The sequence below is a fragment of the Ectopseudomonas toyotomiensis genome (assembly GCF_900115695.1).
Classification (GTDB): domain Bacteria; phylum Pseudomonadota; class Gammaproteobacteria; order Pseudomonadales; family Pseudomonadaceae; genus Aquipseudomonas; species Aquipseudomonas toyotomiensis.
On sequence record NZ_FOXK01000004.1, the window covers coordinates 441,161 to 457,350 of the forward strand.

The window sequence follows — 16,190 nt, forward strand, 5'->3', positions numbered from 1 at the left end:
GACGGGTCTCAGGAGTCAGCAGCCGAGGGCGCTTCAGCCAGCCAGGCCACTGCGCACAAGGCCAGCGCAGCCAGGTTGGTCGAAAGCGGATTGAACGCCTGAATCAACAGATGGGGGCTCAGCAGCACAACATCAAGCAGCAATACCAGCAACACCCCGCCAGCGACCAGCAAGGGCCAACGCTGGCGCCGTGCCGTCAGCAGCAGGACGCCCAGAAGGATCTCGACAATACCGCCGACAGCCGCAATCAGTTGCGGCGCGAACAGCGGATGATCTGGCAGACCATGGGCCGCGATCATCGCCACCTCGTCAGGGCTGAGCCAGAGAATCTTCGGCGCCAGGCCGTGCCAGATGAATACCAGTGCCAGAGCCAAGCGAGCGAGCCAGGCGATCTGCGCCAGACGCCGTTCAGTCATGCAAAAAACGCTCGGCATGGTCCGCGCTGGGCAGCAGGCAGACCTCGTGCCGCCCGAACAGGTGATAGCGATTCAGCGCGATGCGGTCATAGCACCAATCGCGCAGCGGGCGCGGGATAAGACGCAGCCAGGCAAGCGCACGCCAGGGCTGTGGCAGGCGAACAAGGATGCGCAGCAGCGCGTCCGAGCGTACATGCAGCCCCGCCTCATCGATCAGCGCCATGGTGTCGAAACGGTCGGTCGGCAGCCCATGCCAGGCCAGCAATGCCTGGCCTTGCGCCGACTGCACCGAAGCCAATCGAAACAGGCGCTGGCCGTCATGCCGAATGAGAAATTTCGCCCAGCCACTACAGAGTTTGCAGACGCCGTCGAACAGCACCACGCGCTCGCCAGCGGCAAGACCGGGCGGCAGCGATTGCGCGGTCATTGCACAGCACTCGCCCGCTGGGCAAGCGGACGGTAATGGCCGGTGATGCGGTAGGCGAACAGAATGTCCTCCTCCTGCGTGCCGCGACCAATGTTATGCAGCACCAGCGGCGTAGCCGTTGGCGCCTGACGATCACTGATGATGCCGATATGAGTAAGGCCACGACCCAAATCCCAGGTGACGATATCGCCGGGCTGGTAAGCCGCGGCATACTGCTTGACCGGCAACGACCAGCCCTGACGCTTGAACCAGGTCATCAGGTTGGGCACGCGGCGGTGATCGATATTGCTGTCCGGGCGACTCAGCCCCCAATTCTTCGGATAGACGGAGAAGTTGCCGCGCATGTCGCGATGCACCGCTTCCTGCAGATCCAGCCCCTGCTGACGCAGTGCGCGGATCACCACGTCGGTGCAGACCCCGGTGGCCATGGGCACGTCGCCGCCCGGATAGCTCAGGCGGCGATAAGCCGGGTCATAGCTCAGGGTCACGCCGACCTGCTGGCGAGCATCGAGCACCAGCCTGTCCGCCTCGATGGCCTGCACAGCAAACGCCAGCGACCAGAGCAGCAGCGCGATCAGCATGCGCATATCGATCTCCTATCGACTCAGGGGGTACAGCAGTTCTTCCTTATAACCGGCCCAGACCCGCACTACATCGGGAAAAGCGTCGTCCAGGCTCACGTCGCCACTGTCGACCAGCAGCGGCCGGCCTTCCAGTGTTGCCAGCTTGCGCTTGGTCGCAACCACCCGCAGGCGCTCCAGGCCAACGGTGCGCAGCACGCGCGGGCTGATCTGCTGGTTGCCGCGGCCGATGATATGGCCCTGACCGCCAATCGCGGTGACCAGCAGATAAGTCGGGCGCCCTTCGACCAGGGCGAACAGCTCGACTTCATTGACGTCGCGGGCGATGACTCGACCATCCTCGATCACATCGACGCCGAGCAAGGTGGTTTCCAGGCCAAGATTCTGCGCCAGACCGTGCAAGGTCGAGCCGGGACCGAACACGTAGCGCGCACCCGGCTCCCACTCACTCTCGAGCCAGGCGGCCAGATCAGCCAACACCAGCTCTTCGGACTCCACACCACCCTGCTTGACCGCCTGCACGTAGCCGCCCTCCTGCGGCACGCACAGCTCGCCGTACCAGCGCGCGGTGACGCGGCCTTCGCGCAGGGCGCTCTCGTCGATGTCACGCACCTCGCCGCTGGCCAGTCGTACCAGGCCGCCCTCCACCAGGCGCGCAGTCAGCTCGCCTGCCGCTCGCGGGCTGATGGCGTAGACGCCGGACTGGATCTTCACCCCCGCCGGAATACCCAGCACCGGCTGGCCGTCCCTGACGGCGGCACAGACATCACGCGCAGTACCATCACCGCCAGCGAAGAGAATCAGCGCCACACCGGCGTCCTGTAGCTGCTGCACTGCCTGGCGGGTGTCTTCGGCAGTGGTCGGCTGCGCACCGACCTGCCCCAGCAGGCGATGTTCGAAGCCCATCTGCGCCAAAAGATCGCCACCCATGGCGCCCGGGTAGCTGACGAACTCGATGCGCTCATGCAGAGTCAACAACTGCTCAAGCGCGGTGCGTGTACGTTGCGCCGCCTTTGGCTCGACACCCAGAGCCAGCGCTTGCTCGGCCATGCCGTCGCTGCCCTTGAAGGCTGCAGGACCACCCAGCCCGGCCAGTGGATTGATGATCAAACCGATATGAAAACGCGACATGAATTCCTCGTTCCACACAGGCTGGCACGCAGCCTGCTATACGACTTTTGCTAAGTGTTTTGTGACGGAGTTCCGCCGTCGCAACTGTCACCGCGCCTTCATCTAACAGCCCTAGACTGGCGCGCATTACTGATGAGGAGACAGGCCATGAGCTTGCAAGACAACGCTGCCCAGTACCCCACCAACAAACATCAACAGGAGCCGGTGGGCGGTTTTATCATTGATGGTCAGGGCCGCGAAGTGCCCATTACCGAAGAGATGATCAAACAGGCCTGCGACGCCCTGGAAGAAGGCCGCCAGCGCGCCAGCCAGCAGGCTTGAACCCAAGGCGCCAGGCACGCAATGTGCCTGGCGTGCCTGCCTCAATCGCGTGGCACCAGCTTCAGCGACAGTGAGTTGATGCAGTAGCGCAACCCCGTCGGACGGGGGCCATCAGGGAACACGTGCCCCAGATGCGCGTCGCACTTGGCGCATTTGACTTCGATTCGATGCATACCATGGCTGTAGTCGTCGAGGCTGGCGATCACCTCGTCGTTGATCGGCTGAAAGTAGCTCGGCCAACCGCTGCCAGAATCATATTTGGCATCCGAATCGAACAGCGCCTCGCCACAGCAGGCGCAGTGGTAAATGCCTGGGGTCTTGCTGTCGTGATAAGCGCCAGTGAACGGCCGCTCCGTGCCGCCCAGACGACAGACATGAAATTGCTCGTCAGTCAGCTCTTCGCGCCAGCTATCCAGGGGTTTGTCGACTTTATCCACGAATAGGGTTCCTCCTCGGTAATTGGGCAATACGCAGCAGTACAGGCAGCACCAGCATCTGGCAGCTTCGAGAGCGAGGTTTCTGCGACTGCAGCGCCTCTGTGCGCCGCGTGGCAGGCCAGAAAAAAGCAGGGCTGATACCTTTGCCGCGCTCAGGTCGCCACGTATGATTCGACCCCAGTCTGTCACCCACGTTACGGGCTGCCAAGATTCCCTGCCGGGAGAATTTTGCAGCGTACTTCAGTGGGTTCTCCATAGCTCGGGAATCCTTACATGCAGGTCAGCAAATCGAACAAGCTCGCCAACGTCTGCTACGACATTCGCGGGCCGGTGCTCAAGCACGCCAAGCGTCTGGAAGAGGAAGGCCATCGCATCCTCAAGCTGAACATCGGCAACCCGGCGCCGTTCGGTTTCGAGGCACCGGAAGAAATTCTCCAGGACGTCATCCGCAACCTGCCAACCGCCCAGGGCTACAGCGACTCCAAGGGGCTGTTCAGCGCGCGCAAGGCGGTGATGCAGTATTACCAGCAGAAGCAGGTCGAAGGCGTCACCATCGAGGACATCTACCTCGGCAACGGTGTCTCCGAGCTGATCGTGATGGCCATGCAGGCACTGCTAAATAACGGTGACGAGGTGCTCATCCCCGCACCCGACTATCCGCTGTGGACCGCTGCCGTGGCGCTGTCCGGTGGCAAGCCGGTGCACTACCTGTGCGACGAGCAGGCTGGCTGGTTCCCGGATATCGCCGACATGCGCGCCAAGATCACGCCCAATACCAAGGCCCTGGTGCTGATCAACCCGAACAACCCGACCGGCGCGGTGTACTCCAGGGAAGTGCTGCTGGATATCGTCGAACTGGCGCGCCAACACAACCTGGTGATCTTCTCCGACGAGATCTACGACAAGATCCTCTACGACGAGGCCGTGCACATCAGCACCGCCTCGCTGGCACCGGACGTGCTCTGCCTGACCTTCAACGGCCTGTCCAAGAGCTACCGCGTGGCGGGTTTCCGCTCCGGCTGGGTGGCCATCTCCGGACCCAAGCACCGGGCGCAGAGCTATATCGAAGGCCTGGATATCCTGGCCAACATGCGTCTGTGCGCCAACGTGCCGAGCCAGCACGCGATCCAGACCGCGCTCGGCGGCTACCAGAGCATCAATGACCTGGTATTGCCCAACGGCCGCCTACTGGAGCAGCGCAACCGCGCCTGGGAACTGCTCAACGACATTCCCGGGGTCAGCTGCGCCAAGCCCATGGGCGCGCTCTACGCCTTCCCGAAGATCGACCCCAAGATCTGCCCGATCCACAACGACGAAAAGTTCGTCCTCGACCTGCTGCTGTCGGAAAAACTGCTGATCGTCCAGGGCACCGCCTTCAACTGGCCGTGGCCGGATCACTTCCGTGTGGTCACCCTGCCCCGCGTCGACGACCTGGAGCAGGCCATCGGTCGTATCGGCAACTTCCTCAAAGGTTACAGCCAGTAAGCCGACATGGATCTGCAGATCGACGATTTCTACAAGGACGCCGCCAGCGGCCTGCTCATGCTCTATCAGGCCTTCCCGCGCAAGATGGCGCTCTACGTGGAAGACCTGATCGGGCGCGAGGAGCCGGACGAATTCGGCCTGCCCAGCAAGCGTCACCAGGCCTGTCTCGGCGCATTGCTGTGGCTGGCCGAGGAAGGCTATCTGCGCTTCGAGTCGACAATCGCTTACGACGCGCTGGATCAGGCGGTGCTGAGCGAGAAAGGTTTTCTGCGCCTGTCGCGCGCCATTCCCCACGCTTTGCGCGAGGGTGAAGTGCTGCCGCCAAGCGTGCGCCGCGTACACACCACATTGGCATTTCAACTGCGCGAGGCCCTGGCCCAGCAGCACGGCGAGCGCACCGCCCGCCTCACTCGCCTGCTGTTCGAGAGCACGCTACAGGGTCAAGAGACATAGTTTGAAATAGTCGCTGGTTGAAAGCCCCAGGGGGGCGCCCTTATATAGCCGGCATTACTCGTACGTCTTTCCCCGTGAGGAGTCCGTTCACACCATGATGCGCATTATGTTGTTCCTGGCCACCAACCTGGCGGTTCTGGTTATCGCCAGCATCACCCTCAAACTGCTGGGGGTCGACCGCTTCACCGGCCAGAACCATGGCAGCCTGCTGATTTTCTGCGCCGTGTTCGGTTTCGCCGGCTCGCTGGTGTCGCTGTTCATCTCCAAGTGGATGGCGAAGATGAGCACCGGCACGCAGATCATCACCCAGCCGCGCACCCGTCACGAACAGTGGCTGCTGCAGACCGTCGAGGAGCTGTCGCGCGAAGCCGGGATCAAGATGCCTGAAGTCGGCATCTTCCCGGCCTACGAGTCCAACGCCTTCGCCACCGGCTGGAACAAGAATGACGCACTGGTCGCGGTCAGTCAGGGTCTGCTCGAGCGCTTCTCCCCCGATGAAGTGCGTGCGGTGCTGGCCCACGAAATCGGCCACGTGGCCAATGGCGACATGGTCACCCTGGCGCTGATCCAGGGCGTGGTGAACACCTTCGTCATGTTCTTCGCGCGCATCTTCGGCAATTTCGTCGACAAGGCGATCCTGAAGAACGAAGACGGCCACGGCATCGGCTACTTCGTCGCGACCATCTTCGCCGAGTTGGTACTGGGCATCCTCGCCAGCATCATCGTCATGTGGTTCTCGCGCAAACGCGAGTTCAAGGCCGACGAAGCCGGTGCTCGCTTGGCCGGCACCGGCGCGATGATCGCCGCGCTGCAGCGCCTGCGCGCCGAACAGGGTGTGCCGGTGCATATGCCTGACAGTCTCACCGCCTTCGGCATCAACGGCGGCCTGAAGAACGGCCTGGCCGGCCTGCTGATGACCCACCCGCCGCTGGAAGACCGTATCGAGGCACTGCGCCGCCTGGGCTGATCCCTCGGCTGCACACGAAAAAGGCGACCCTCTGGTCGCCTTTTTCATTGGGCCGCCGCTAGCGGCGCGTCAGATGGAAGACTCGCTCGTCTACCGCCGCGAGTCCGCTCTCGGCGAAGCGCGGATTCCCCGTCAGCACGTCCTTTTCCTCGACCATGCGCAGCGTCCAGCCGGCGGTGAAATGCCGGTCCACCTCGGCATCTTCTACCGAGAACGGTGGGCCATCCATGCGCTGCTGGTCGTATACCAGCGTCACCAGCAGTCCCTGGCAGGCATCCGGCAATATCGCCTGCAAATGAGCGACGTAGCGCTCGCGCATTTCCGGCGGCAAGGCGATCAGCGCAGCGCGGTCATAGAAGGCCCGGCACTCGGCAACGTCCTCACGGCCCAAGGCAAAAAAGTCGCCACACAAAATCCGCAGCGTGCCCGCCTGGTAGACCTTGAACGCACCGTACTGCGACACCTGTGGCTGCACATCACGCTCAGCAAAGAAATCCTGCACCGCGCGCTCGGCCAGTTCCACACCGATCACCGCATGCCCCTGCTCCGCCAACCAGACCAGATCGAGACTCTTGCCACACAGCGGCACCAGCACCGCCGCACCTTTCGCCAGCCCGAGCGCGGGCCAGTGACGACGCAGGTAGCCGTTGACCTTTTCCTGATGAAAACCGATTTGGCTGCGCGCCCACCTGTCCTGCCAGAACGCCTCATGCATGAATAAAACCTCCATAAATTCGATAGGAATGACCAACTATTTATGCTGGAATCCGATAGATCCAGCAACGAAGATGGCGTCATCCTACTTCAGGAGCTGATCGTCATGCTGCCCAGTCTGTTCATTTCCCACGGTTCCCCCATGCTGGCCCTGGAGCCCGGTGCCAGCGGCCCGGCGCTGGCCAAACTGGCCGCCGATATACCCAGACCCAACGCCATAGTGGTGGTGTCGGCGCACTGGGAAAGCCAGCGCCTGCTGCTGACGGCGGGCGAGCACCCGCAGACCTGGCACGACTTCGGCGGTTTTCCAGCCGAGCTGTATGCCGTGCAGTATCCGGCACCCGGCGCACCGAAGCTGGCCGAGGAGATCGCCCAGCAACTGAACGACGCAGGTCTGTCCGCACAGCTCGATACGCAACGCCCCTTCGACCATGGCGCCTGGGTGCCGCTGTCGCTGATGTATCCGCAAGCCGACATCCCCGTTCTGCAGCTATCGCTACCCAGCCGCCTTGGCCCCGAGCTACAGACCCGCGTGGGCCGTGCGCTGGCCAACCTGCGTACACAAGGCATCCTGCTGATTGGCTCCGGCAGCATCACCCATAACCTGGGCGAGCTGAACTGGCGTGCCGGCCCGGACGTCATCACGCCCTGGGCCAAGACGTTTCGCGACTGGGTGGTGGAAAAGCTCGAAGCGGACGACGAAGAGGCCTTGCACCATTACCGCCAGCTGGCGCCGAATGCCGTGCGCAATCACCCTACCGAAGAACACCTGCTACCGCTGTTCTTCGCACGTGGTGCTGGCGGTACCTTCACGATTGAGCACAGCGGTTTCACCTACGGAGCCCTGGGGATGGATATCTATCGCTTCGGCTAGCCGCTGTTTTTCACGCTATCCCAGGCGATCTGCGCCAGTAGCTCGCGGCACTCGCTCAGCTCGCTCTGAGTGCGGCCAGCCAGCCAGTTGCGCGCCAGATCATGCGTCGGGCCGATCACCACCGAGGCGAAACAGTCGTCCGGCAGCGCCCTGAACAGTCCCTGCCGACGGTACTCGGCGAGCGCCGTGAGAATCTGCGCAAAATGCTGACGATTGGCTTCGCGCAGTACATCGCCCATTTCCCCCGCCTCGACCCGACTACGGCTGTGCAGGATGAAACGCGCCCAATCAGGATTGGCCACCACCCAGTCGATGTAGCTGGTCACCAGCAACTTGACGCAGGCCTCGGCGTTGGCCGCGCTGGCAAATCCGCGCTGCAGCAGCTCGGCGTATTGTTCGGTGCCGGCCAGATAGAGCGCAGCGATGATCCGCTCCTTGTTGCCGAAGTGGTGATACAGACTGCCGGTGCTCGCACCAGAACGGTCACGGATCATCTCGATGGTGGTGACATCGACACCGTGCTCGGTGAAGCAGGCCAGTGCAGCCCGCAGGATCTCGTCTTTGCGTGATGGACGGGCCATGCCGCTCCTTATGACTAGAATATTTTTCTAGAATAACTTTCTAATGCTCGTATACTGCTCCGGCGCGCGCTCATCTTCAATCGCAAACACGCAGGAGAGAGTCATGAGTCAGATGTTGCAGATGTTCCAGCAGGCCGGCGCTGCCCAATTCAGCGCGATGATTGGCCAGGTCGCCCCCTACTTCGCCAGCATCGCCCCGCAGATGGTCGAGCTGCGCCCCGGCTATGCCGAGGTCCGCTTCGCCAAACGCCGTGAAGTGCTGAATCATATCGGTACGGTGCACGCCATCGCCTTGTGCAATGCTGCCGAGCTTGCCGCCGGCAGCATGACCGACGCTTCCATTCCTGACGGTTGCCGCTGGATTCCCAAAGGGATGACGGTGGAATACCTGACCAAGGCAGACGGCGACATCCGCACGGTGGCCGATGGCAGCAAGGTGGATTGGGATCAGACCGGCGACATCAAGGTGCCAGTGATGGCCTACGTTGGTGACAAGCCGGTGTTCCGCGCAGAAATTACCATGTACGTCAGCCCGGCCTGAAATACAGAGGCCCGTCATTGACGGGCCTCTGATCCACTCAATCGAGTCGCACCAGGATACGGCCCACCATACCGCCGGAGAGTATCCGCTCGATGGCCGTCGGCAACTCCGTCAGGCCTATTTCCTGACATAGCGGCGCAAGATCGAGCTTCCACTGCAGCGACAGCTTGTCCCACATCGATGCCTTGACCACCAGCGGCAGCTCCACCGAGTCCACGCCCAGCAGGTTGACCCCACGCAGGATGAACGGCAGCACGCTGGCCTGGAAGCCGACACCGGCAGTCAGCCCGCAACAGGCCACGCTGCCGCTGTGGCGCAGCGACTTGACTACATTGAACAGGATGTCGCCACCCACTGTGTCTACCGCTCCCGCCCAGCGTTCCTTCAGCATCGGACGCTCACTACCTTGCTGCAGCTCTTCGCGGCTGACGATCTCATCAGCACCGAGACCACGCAGGAAATCGCCCTGTTCAGCCTTGCCGGTCGCGGCGGCTACGCGATAACCGAGTTGCTTGAGCAGCACCACGGCGATGCTGCCAACGCCGCCTGTGGCGCCGGTGACCAGCACGGTGCCGGACTCCGGAGTAACGCCGGCCTGCTCCAGCTTGTCCACACAAAGGGCAGCGGTCAGGCCGGCGGTACCGAGAATCATCGCCTCGCGCAGCGGCAAACCTTGTGGGCGCTTGATCGCCCAGGCGGCCGGGACGCGGATGTACTGACCGAAACCGCCGGCTGTGTTCATGCCCAGATCGTAGCCGGTAACGATCACCTCGTCGCCCACGGCGAACTCGGCAACGCTGGAGGTTTCGACTACACCGGCCGCGTCGATACCGGGCGTATGCGGGTAGGCCTTGGTCACACCTCGATTGCCGCTGGCGGACAGGGCGTCCTTGTAGTTGAGAGAGGAATAGCGCACGCGAATCAGCAGCTCGCCCTGCGGCAGTTGCTCGACGTTGCGCTGGACCACTTCACGCTGGAAACCGCCATCGGCGCCTTCGCTGACCAGCAAGGCCTTGAACTCGGTCATCACCCTCTCCTCTTGTCGTGGTTCGCGGCTACGCGGCGCGCAGCCCATCATGAACGAAGCGTTACCAGAAGCGCTGCTGATTGAGCCTGCTCAGCCAGGTCAGGACGAAGCGATCTGCCGCAATGCTGGCCGCCAGCCCGACACGCTCCTGCAGACTCTTTTTATGAGCGAAATGCACATGGAACAGTTCAGCCTCGACGGCGCGCTCGGCCAGGTACTGGTCGCTGGTCTTGAGTTCGTCAACCAGCAGGCGCTCTTGCGCCGCCATGCCCAGCCAGACCTCACCGGTGGCGATGGCATCGATATCCAGCTGAGGGCGGTAACGAGCAACGAAGCCCTTGAACAGTTCGTGGGTGGTCTCCAGGTCTTCCTGGAATTTCTCCCGGCCCTTTTCCGTGTTCTCACCGAATACGGTCAGCGTGCGCTTGTATTCGCCGGCCGTCAGCACCTCGAAATCGATTTCGTGCTTCTTCAGCAGACGATGCACGTTAGGCAACTGCGCCACCACGCCAATGGAGCCAAGGATGGCAAAAGGCGCACTGAGAATCTTCTGTCCGATGCAGGCCATCATGTAGCCGCCGCTGGCCGCTACCTTGTCCACGCACACCGTCAACGGGATACCCGCATCGCGGATACGCACCAGTTGCGACGAAGCCAGGCCGTAGCTATGCACCATGCCGCCACCACTTTCCAGGCGCAGCACCACTTCGTCCTCGGCCTTGGCCATGGACAACAGGGCCGTCACTTCGTGGCGCAGGTTGTCGGTAGCTGACGCCTTGATATCGCCATCGAAATCCAGCACGAACACCCGCGGTTTGCTGGGCGGCGCTTTCTTTTCCTGTTTGGCCGCCTTGGCCTGCGCCTTGCGCGTGGCCTTGAGCTGATCCTTGGACAGCACGCTGTGCTCCAGGCGCTCGCGCAGATCCTTGTAGAAATCATTGAGCTTCTGCACCTGCAACTGACCACCGCCGCGCCGCCCTCTGCTGCGCGTGGCGGCGATCGCCACCAGAACCACGACGATGGCGACCACCAGGGTCAGGGTTTTCGCCAGAAAGCTGGCGTACTCGCTAAGAAACTCCACGGATCCCCCTTGGACAATGCAGCGGCGCCTGAGCGCACAAAGGCTCAAGCATACCGGCGCAGCGACTCGCCGGCCAAGCGCGGCAGCACTGCACAATGGACATACAAGCAATTCAAACAAGCGTATGTTTTTTCATTGACAGCCCCCGAGCTTCCTCATACCCTCGCGAAACATTCAACGTGCCGGGACCAATACGGACGTGGGCAGCATCTATCTGATTCGACATGGCCAGGCCTCATTCGGTGCAGACGACTATGATGTCCTGTCACCCGTTGGCATACGCCAGGCCGAAGTGCTGGGCAAGCACCTGGAGCAACTCGGCATCAGTCTCGATCGTTGCGTCAGTGGCAGTCTGCGTCGCCAGCAACACACTGCCAACGCCGCCCTGGAGCACATGAGCAGAGCGCCGGCGCTGGATGTCGACGAAGCCTTCAACGAATTCGATGCCGATGCGGTTATTCGCACGCTGCTACCGGATCTGCTGCCGGAAGAACCCGAAGCCCTGCATATCCTGCGTAACGGTGCGCATAACCGCGCCGAGTTCCAGCGTCTGTTCGCCAAGCTGATCGGCCGCTGGATTTCCGGGGAGCATGACAAGCCCGGCCTGCAAAGCTGGCAGGCCTATGTCGAACAGGTCGAAGGCGGTCTGCGGCGCATCCTCGAACAGGCCACCAGCAAACAGAATATCGCCGTGTTCACCTCCGGTGGCACCATCACCGCCCTGCTCCGCCTGATTACTGGCGTCCCGGCGGCAAAGGCCTTCGAACTGAATTGGCAAATCGTCAATACCTCGCTCAGCCAGCTGAAATTCCGCGGCAGCGAGGTGAGTCTGGCTTCCTTCAACAGCCATGTGCATTTACAGCTGCTGAAGGCGCCGGAGCTCATCACCTACCGATGAGCTCCAGCCCACTGCGGCCGTGAGGCTGCGCGAAAAAACCGAAAAAGGATAAGACCATGAGTGTTGCTGACATCGCCCAAACCATGCAGTCCAAGTTCAACGCCAGCGCCGCTGCAGGCCTGGATCTGGTATTCCAATTCAACATCGAAGATGGCGAGAACTACGCGCTGATCGTCAAGGACGGCACCTGCGCCCTCGAGCAAGGCGACAATCCGAACGCCAACGTGACCCTGATCATGGACAGCGAAACCCTCAAGGGCATCGTCAGCGGCGAAACCGACGGCATGCAGGCCTTCATGGCTGGCAAGCTGCGCGCTGAAGGCGACATGATGCTGGCGATGAAGCTGGGCGAACTGTTCCCGGTCTGATCGGCGAGCTGAGCGCAAGACACGAAAACCGGAGTCCTGGCACTCCGGTTTTTTTTGCCCGTGATTTGCGGCCAGGGTGACAAACCGACATGACTGATCAGGCAGTTTGATCGAGGTGCAACACGCCCGCCTATAACGGCGCGTATTGCTTGTGGCAGCCTGAGTGCAGCATTAGATTAACCAATTATCTAGGGCACCCATCATAAGCAGAAGGGATAAGCATGGCGCTCACCGACCAATCCACCCGCATCCGCACTGGCGAAGAACTCGACGCCGACGTCATCGACGCTTATCTGAAAGCCAATATTCCGGGCCTGAGCGGCACAGCCAAGATCAGCCAGTTCCCCGGCGGCGCTTCGAACCTGACCTACCTGATCGAATACCCGCAGCAGGAATTCGTCCTACGCCGCCCGCCGTTCGGCCACAAGGCCAAGTCGGCCCACGACATGGGCCGTGAGTACCGCATTCTCAACCAGCTCAACGCTGGTTTCCCCTACTGCCCCAAGGCTTACGTGCACTGCACCGACGAGTCGGTGATCGGCGCCGAGTTCTATGTGATGGAGCGGGTCAAGGGCATCATCCTGCGTTCGGAGATGCCGACCGAGCTGAACTTCAGCCCCGAGCAGACCAGCGCGCTGTGCAAGAGCTTCATCGACAAGCTGGTCGAGCTGCATAACGTCGATTACAACGCCTGCGGCCTGGGCGACCTGGGCAAACCCGAGGGCTATGTCGGGCGTCAGATCAAGGGCTGGAGCGAGCGCTACGAGAAAGCCCTGACTCCGGACGCACCGACCTGGGAGCCGGTCAAGGCCTGGCTCAATGACAAGATGCCGGCCGATCACCACAAGCCGGGCATCGTGCATAACGACTACCGCTTCGACAACGTGATCCTCGACCCGAACAACCCGATGCAGATCATCGGTGTGCTCGACTGGGAGATGACCACCATCGGTGACCCGCTGATGGACCTGGGTAACACCCTGGCCTACTGGATCGAGGCCGACGACCCGGCTCCGGTGCAGCTGATGCGTCGCCAGCCGAGCAACGCGCCGGGCATGCTTACCCGCCAGCAGTTCGTCGACTACTACGCCGAAAAAGCCGGCATCGAGATCAAGAGTTTCGACTTCTACTACACCTACGGCCTGTTCCGTCTGGCCGGCATCGTGCAGCAGATCTACTACCGCTTCTACCACGGCCAGACCCAGGACAAGCGCTTCGCCCAGTTCATTCAGATGAACAAGTTGCTGGAGCAGATGTGCCTGCAGGTCATTGGCAAATCCACTCTCTAACCCCGGGGTAATCACAATGTCCAAGACCCAACTGTTCGACCTCGACGGCAAGATCGCCTTCGTTTCCGGCGCCAGCCGCGGCATCGGCGAGGCCATTGCCAAGCTGCTGGCTCAGCAAGGCGCGCACGTGATCGTCTCCAGCCGCAAGATCGAAGGCTGCCAGGCCGTGGCCGACGCCATCGTCGCGGAAGGCGGCAAGGCCACCGCCATCGCCTGCCACATCGGCGAAATGGAGCAGATCACCAACGTCTTCGCGCAGATCAAGGAACAGTTCGGTCGTCTCGACATCCTGGTCAACAACGCCGCGACCAACCCGCAATTCTGCAACGTGCTGGACACCGACCTGGGCGCCTTCCAGAAAACCGTGGACGTAAACATCCGCGGCTACTACTTCATGTCCATCGAAGGCGGCAAGCTGATGAAGGAAAACGGTGGCGGCTCGATCATCAACGTTGCCTCGATCAACGGCGTATCCCCCGGCGAATTCCAGGGCATCTACTCGGTGACCAAGGCCGCGGTAATCAGCATGACCAAGGTGTTCGCCAAGGAGTGCGCGCAGTTCGGCATTCGCTGCAACGCTCTGCTGCCGGGCCTGACCGACACCAAGTTCGCTTCGGCACTGACCAAGAACGACGCCATTCTCAAGCACGCCCTGCAGCGCATCCCACTCAAGCGCGTAGCCGACCCGAGCGAGATGGCCGGCGCGGTGCTCTACCTGGCCAGTGAAGCATCCAGCTACACCACCGGCGTGGCGCTCAACGTGGACGGCGGCTTCCTCTCCTGAGGCCAAATGCCATGAACGACAAAGGCACCTCAGGGTGCCTTTGTCGTAAGCAGGGTAGGCCGAGCGCAACGCAATTGTAGGGTGGGCCAGGCGGCGCTCCGCTTCAGCCCACCAATGAAGGTCGCGGTGGGCTAAAGCCCACCCTACGCCACCAAAGCGAACGCCAACTTCGCTCCCCCTCTCCCGCCCTTTGGGCACCCTCTCCCATAAATGGGAGAGGGTCATCAGATGGCCGCAGGCGGCCGCTACCAATCCTTCAGCGCAGCTTCAGCTGCAGGGTTCATCGGCTCTGCCAACAGGCCGGTCGGCGTCAGGCTGACGCTGTACACCGCATCGGCGGCAATTGGCAGGTAGGTGACGCGCAGCGCCTGCGGATCGAACAGCAGCAGATCACGCTGACTCAGACGCAGCCAGCGCCACAGGTCCACGCCATAGGGGCTCTCGGCCAACTGCACGCGACCGTGTTGCGCCAACGCCTGCTGCTCGATGGCCAGAAAACGCCCGGATAGACGTTCCAGACGGTAACCCGGCTCTAGGCCAATCAGCTCAGCCAGGCCTTTCCAGCGAATCAGTCGGCCGTCGAGTTGCCACATGTCGCCCTCGAGCGTGACCGTGCGCTCGCGCCCCCCTTCGAGCAGCGTCACCTGATAACGCTGCGGACCATCAGCCTTGAAGCTCAGCGTCACCAGCGGCTTGCCCGCCTGCAGCGGCTCGTAGGCATACAGATCGTAAGCCACCAGCCCCACCAAGCCAGCCAGGGCGAGAAATGCCAGACCACAGGTGCCACGCAACCAGCCGAGGAACCAGCCCGTATTGAGCAGAATGCGCAATGCCACCAGCAGCGCCAATACGGCCAACAGCGCCACGGCCCAGGCCAACCCGTCGTATTGCATCGATTGCGTTCCTTCTCTGACGAAATCCCGGCATTATGCGCAGCTCTCCCCACGACGAACAGCCAGCAGGCTGCGCACTCGCCCACAAGTCGACACTTTATATGCCATTCGTTCTCGAGCTCGCCATCGACCCCAGCACGCTAGCCATACTCGCCCTGGTCGCCTTCATCGCGGGCTTCATCGACGCCATTGCCGGTGGCGGCGGCCTGCTGACCATCCCTGCCCTGCTTACCGCAGGTTTACCACCGCACCTGGTGCTGGGCACCAACAAGCTGTGCGCCACCTTCGGCTCGGGCACCGCGGCTCTCACGTTCTATCGCCGCAAGCTGTTCGATCCGAAGCAATGGCGCAACGCGTTGCTGGCAACCCTGATCGGCGCTCTGCTCGGCGCCGTCATCGCGCACTGGATGCCGGCCGCCTGGCTCAACCAGATGCTGCCGGTGATCGTCTTCGCCTGCGGTGTCTACCTGCTGTTCGGACGTATGCCGGAGGCACCAGCCGAACACGATCTGCCGATCGCACGCGGCCGGCAATGGCCGCAAGGGCTTGGTCTGGGACTCTACGATGGAGTGGCGGGCCCTGGCACCGGCGCGTTCTGGACGGTCAGCAGCCTGCTGATGTATCCACTCGACCTGGTGCGCGCCAGCGGCGTGGCGCGCACCATGAACTTCGTCAGCAACGCGGCGGCGCTGGCAGTGTTCATCGCCTTTGGTCAGGTAGCCTGGGTGCTCGGTCTGAGCATGGGCGCCGCCTTGATGGTAGGCGCCTTTCTCGGTGCCCGCACCGCGATCAAAGGCGGTTCGAAGTTCATTCGCCCGGTGTTCATTACGGTGGTATTGGCACTGACCGCGCGCCTGGTCTGGCAGCACTGGGTCGCGTAGGGCGGGTGCAACCCGCCACAGCATCGATTTTGCGGGTTATA

Annotated in this window: 21 protein-coding genes; 11 read left to right on the forward strand and 10 right to left on the reverse strand. The window is 62.1% G+C overall.

What is annotated here, in order from left to right; genetic code table 11:
* Positions 1–8: 8 nt before the first annotated feature.
* From BM186_RS10815 to BM186_RS10830, 4 genes are read right to left on the reverse strand one after another with little or no spacing between them, the layout of a single operon-like run.
* The gene (locus BM186_RS10815; protein WP_074915213.1) at positions 9–416 is read right to left on the reverse strand and encodes a DoxX-like family protein; all 408 of its coding nucleotides are present in this window, start codon (positions 414–416) and stop codon (positions 9–11) included.
* The gene (locus BM186_RS10820; RefSeq protein ID WP_074915215.1) at positions 409–843 is read right to left on the reverse strand and encodes a thiol-disulfide oxidoreductase DCC family protein; all 435 of its coding nucleotides are present in this window, start codon (positions 841–843) and stop codon (positions 409–411) included. The genes BM186_RS10815 and BM186_RS10820 overlap by 8 nt, the downstream gene beginning before the upstream one ends.
* Positions 840–1,430 carry a DUF1287 domain-containing protein gene (locus BM186_RS10825; protein ID WP_074915217.1) on the reverse strand — a complete coding sequence of 197 codons (591 nt, stop codon included), beginning with the start codon at positions 1,428–1,430 and terminating at the stop codon, positions 840–842. The genes BM186_RS10820 and BM186_RS10825 overlap by 4 nt, the downstream gene beginning before the upstream one ends.
* Positions 1,431–1,439: 9 nt before the next feature.
* Entirely contained in the window at positions 1,440–2,555 is a 1,116-nt protein-coding gene (locus tag BM186_RS10830) for an ATP-NAD kinase family protein (protein WP_074915219.1), read from the reverse strand.
* Between the two features lie 147 nt (positions 2,556–2,702).
* Between BM186_RS10830 and BM186_RS26630 the strand changes: the two genes are divergently transcribed.
* On the forward strand, positions 2,703–2,876 hold the full coding sequence (locus BM186_RS26630) for a PA1571 family protein (protein WP_162843953.1): 174 nt from the start codon (positions 2,703–2,705) through the stop codon (positions 2,874–2,876).
* A gap of 41 nt (positions 2,877–2,917) precedes the next feature.
* Here the strand turns inward: BM186_RS26630 and msrB are convergent, their stop codons facing one another.
* Positions 2,918–3,313 (reverse strand): peptide-methionine (R)-S-oxide reductase MsrB, encoded by a 396-nt coding sequence (gene msrB, locus BM186_RS10835; RefSeq protein ID WP_017676757.1) that lies wholly within the window; start codon positions 3,311–3,313, stop codon positions 2,918–2,920.
* 273 nt (positions 3,314–3,586) lie between these two features.
* Here msrB and BM186_RS10840 point away from each other — a divergent pair, with 273 nt between their 5' ends.
* The 3 genes from BM186_RS10840 (at position 3,587) to htpX (ending at position 6,218) form a co-directional block, all read left to right on the forward strand.
* Positions 3,587–4,798, forward strand: a complete 1,212-nt coding sequence (locus BM186_RS10840; RefSeq protein WP_074915221.1) for a pyridoxal phosphate-dependent aminotransferase — start codon at positions 3,587–3,589, stop codon at positions 4,796–4,798.
* A gap of 6 nt (positions 4,799–4,804) precedes the next feature.
* On the forward strand, positions 4,805–5,251 hold the full coding sequence (locus BM186_RS10845) for a hypothetical protein (protein ID WP_074915222.1): 447 nt from the start codon (positions 4,805–4,807) through the stop codon (positions 5,249–5,251).
* A 94-nt stretch (positions 5,252–5,345) separates the two neighbouring features.
* On the forward strand, positions 5,346–6,218 hold the full coding sequence (gene htpX / locus BM186_RS10850) for a protease HtpX (RefSeq protein ID WP_072423853.1): 873 nt from the start codon (positions 5,346–5,348) through the stop codon (positions 6,216–6,218).
* Between the two features lie 58 nt (positions 6,219–6,276).
* Here htpX and BM186_RS10855 read toward each other — a convergent pair whose 3' ends face one another.
* Positions 6,277–6,933, reverse strand: coding sequence for a thiopurine S-methyltransferase (locus tag BM186_RS10855; protein WP_072423852.1), 657 nt, complete (start codon positions 6,931–6,933; stop codon positions 6,277–6,279).
* Positions 6,934–7,038: 105 nt separating this feature from the next.
* On the opposite strand from BM186_RS10855, the gene BM186_RS10860 reads away from it, so the two are divergent.
* Positions 7,039–7,806: a DODA-type extradiol aromatic ring-opening family dioxygenase gene (locus tag BM186_RS10860; RefSeq protein WP_072424203.1), complete on the forward strand. Its 768-nt coding sequence runs from the start codon at positions 7,039–7,041 to the stop codon at positions 7,804–7,806.
* Here the strand turns inward: BM186_RS10860 and BM186_RS10865 are convergent.
* Complete coding sequence (locus tag BM186_RS10865) at positions 7,803–8,387, reverse strand: TetR/AcrR family transcriptional regulator (protein WP_074915224.1); 585 nt, start codon at positions 8,385–8,387, stop codon at positions 7,803–7,805. The two genes, BM186_RS10860 and BM186_RS10865, sit on opposite strands and share 4 nt — an antisense overlap.
* 103 nt (positions 8,388–8,490) lie before the next feature.
* Here BM186_RS10865 and BM186_RS10870 point away from each other — a divergent pair, with 103 nt between their 5' ends.
* Positions 8,491–8,928, forward strand: a complete 438-nt coding sequence (locus BM186_RS10870) for a hotdog fold domain-containing protein (protein WP_072423850.1) — start codon at positions 8,491–8,493, stop codon at positions 8,926–8,928.
* 37 nt (positions 8,929–8,965) lie between these two features.
* Here the strand turns inward: BM186_RS10870 and BM186_RS10875 are convergent, their stop codons facing one another.
* Together BM186_RS10875 and sohB are read right to left on the reverse strand one after the other, a co-directional pair.
* Entirely contained in the window at positions 8,966–9,955 is a 990-nt protein-coding gene (locus BM186_RS10875; protein WP_074915226.1) for a YhdH/YhfP family quinone oxidoreductase, read from the reverse strand.
* A 61-nt stretch (positions 9,956–10,016) separates the two neighbouring features.
* Positions 10,017–11,036 (reverse strand): protease SohB, encoded by a 1,020-nt coding sequence (sohB, locus tag BM186_RS10880; protein ID WP_074915227.1) that lies wholly within the window; start codon positions 11,034–11,036, stop codon positions 10,017–10,019.
* 199 nt (positions 11,037–11,235) lie between these two features.
* On the opposite strand from sohB, the gene BM186_RS10885 reads away from it, so the two are divergent.
* The 4 genes from BM186_RS10885 to BM186_RS10900 all read left to right on the forward strand — a co-directional run bounded on the left by BM186_RS10885 (position 11,236) and on the right by BM186_RS10900 (position 14,375).
* A complete protein-coding gene (locus tag BM186_RS10885; RefSeq protein WP_074915229.1) occupies positions 11,236–11,934 on the forward strand; it encodes a histidine phosphatase family protein in 699 nt (232 codons plus the stop codon).
* A 56-nt stretch (positions 11,935–11,990) separates the two neighbouring features.
* Positions 11,991–12,302, forward strand: coding sequence for an SCP2 sterol-binding domain-containing protein (locus BM186_RS10890; protein WP_003459932.1), 312 nt, complete (start codon positions 11,991–11,993; stop codon positions 12,300–12,302).
* Positions 12,303–12,523: 221 nt separating this feature from the next.
* Positions 12,524–13,591, forward strand: coding sequence for a phosphotransferase family protein (locus tag BM186_RS10895; protein ID WP_072423846.1), 1,068 nt, complete (start codon positions 12,524–12,526; stop codon positions 13,589–13,591).
* A 16-nt stretch (positions 13,592–13,607) separates the two neighbouring features.
* Positions 13,608–14,375 (forward strand): SDR family oxidoreductase, encoded by a 768-nt coding sequence (locus BM186_RS10900; RefSeq protein WP_045735980.1) that lies wholly within the window; start codon positions 13,608–13,610, stop codon positions 14,373–14,375.
* 245 nt (positions 14,376–14,620) lie between these two features.
* Here BM186_RS10900 and BM186_RS10905 read toward each other — a convergent pair whose 3' ends face one another.
* Positions 14,621–15,268, reverse strand: a complete 648-nt coding sequence (locus tag BM186_RS10905) for a hypothetical protein (protein ID WP_074915230.1) — start codon at positions 15,266–15,268, stop codon at positions 14,621–14,623.
* A gap of 101 nt (positions 15,269–15,369) precedes the next feature.
* Between BM186_RS10905 and BM186_RS10910 the strand changes: the two genes are divergently transcribed.
* Positions 15,370–16,149 (forward strand): TSUP family transporter, encoded by a 780-nt coding sequence (locus BM186_RS10910; RefSeq protein WP_072423844.1) that lies wholly within the window; start codon positions 15,370–15,372, stop codon positions 16,147–16,149.
* Positions 16,150–16,190: the final 41 nt, after the last annotated feature.